Below are 1,225 nucleotides of genomic sequence, written 5' to 3' on the forward strand. Positions count from 1 at the left end.
CACTTGCCGTCGAAATACACGTTGGCCTGGGTGGTGACGGTGACGCCGTCGAAGCGGGTGGTGACGCTCATGCTGTTGAACCTTCCTATTCGATTCCGAGAAGCTTCTGGATGATGCCCTTGGCGACGAAGCCGACGAAGCCCACACCCAGGCCGATGAACATCCACATCATGCCGTAGCGCCCGGCCTTGGATTCCTTGCCGAGGTTCCAGATGATGAACATCATGAACAGGATCAGCCCTGTGAGGCCGACCTGGAGGGCGATTTCCTCGAACTCGGTGAAGCTGAGCCCGAGGATGAAGTCTTCGTCGTTCATCGCGATCGGTGCGATCCTGCCTTAGCCGCGCTTGGCCCTGGCGTTGGCGGCAATGCGCATGCGCAGGGCGTTGAGGCGGATGAAGCCGTGGGCGTCCTTCTGGTTGTAGGCGCCAGCGTCGTCCTCGAAGGTGGCGATCGTCGGGTCGAACAGCGAGTCGGTCTTCGAGTCGCGGCCGGTGACGATGACGTTGCCCTTGTAGAGCTTGACGCGCACCCAGCCGTTCACGGTTTCCTGCGTCTGATCGATCAGGGCCTGCATGGCGCGGCGCTCGGGGCTCCACCAGTAGCCGTTGTAGATCACGCTGGCGTAGCGCGGCATGAGGTCGTCCTTGAGGTGGGCGACTTCGCGGTCGAGCGTGATCGACTCGATGGCGCGGTGGGCGCGGAGCAGAATGGTGCCCCCCGGGGTTTCGTAGCAGCCACGGCTCTTCATGCCGACGTAGCGGTTTTCCACCAGGTCGAGGCGGCCGATGCCGTGCTTGCCGCCGAGTTCATTGAGCTTGGCGAGCAGTTCGTGCGGCTTCATGCGCATGCCGTTGATGGCGACGAGGTCACCGCGCTCAAACTCCAGGTCGAGGTATTCCGCGGCATCCGGGGCGGCCTCGGGCGACACCGTCCAGCGCCACATGTCTTCCTCGGCCTCGGCGGCGGGGTTCTCGAGGTGGCGACCTTCGTAGGAGATGTGCAGCAGGTTGGCGTCCATCGAGTAGGGCGAACCGCCCTGCTTGTGCTTCATTTCGATGGGAATGCCGGCCTTTTCTGCGTAAGCAAGCAGCTTCTCGCGCGACAGCAGGTCCCACTCGCGCCACGGGGCGATGACCTTCACGCCCGGCATCAGCGCGTAGTAACCGAGCTCGAAGCGGACCTGGTCGTTGCCCTTGCCGGTGGCGCCGTGCGAGACGGCGTC

General features: G+C 63.8%; 2 protein-coding genes. Both read right to left on the reverse strand.

Features of this window, described 5'->3' with window-relative positions; all coding sequences use genetic code 11:
* Positions 1-85: 85 nt before the first annotated feature.
* Positions 86-316, reverse strand: a complete 231-nt coding sequence (locus ACUH78_RS19290; RefSeq protein WP_418365037.1) for a DUF2788 domain-containing protein — start codon at positions 314-316, stop codon at positions 86-88.
* 21 nt (positions 317-337) lie between these two features.
* The coding region (locus ACUH78_RS19295; protein WP_510497614.1) for an argininosuccinate synthase at positions 338-1,225 on the reverse strand (888 nt) is incomplete at its 5' end.

The organism is Thauera sp. ZXT1-4 (assembly GCF_052598215.2).

Coding starts and splice junctions, on each gene's coding strand:
- ACUH78_RS19290 (WP_418365037.1), bottom strand. CDS start 316: ATGAACGACGAAGACTTCATCCTCGGGCTCAGCTTCACCGAGTTCGAG.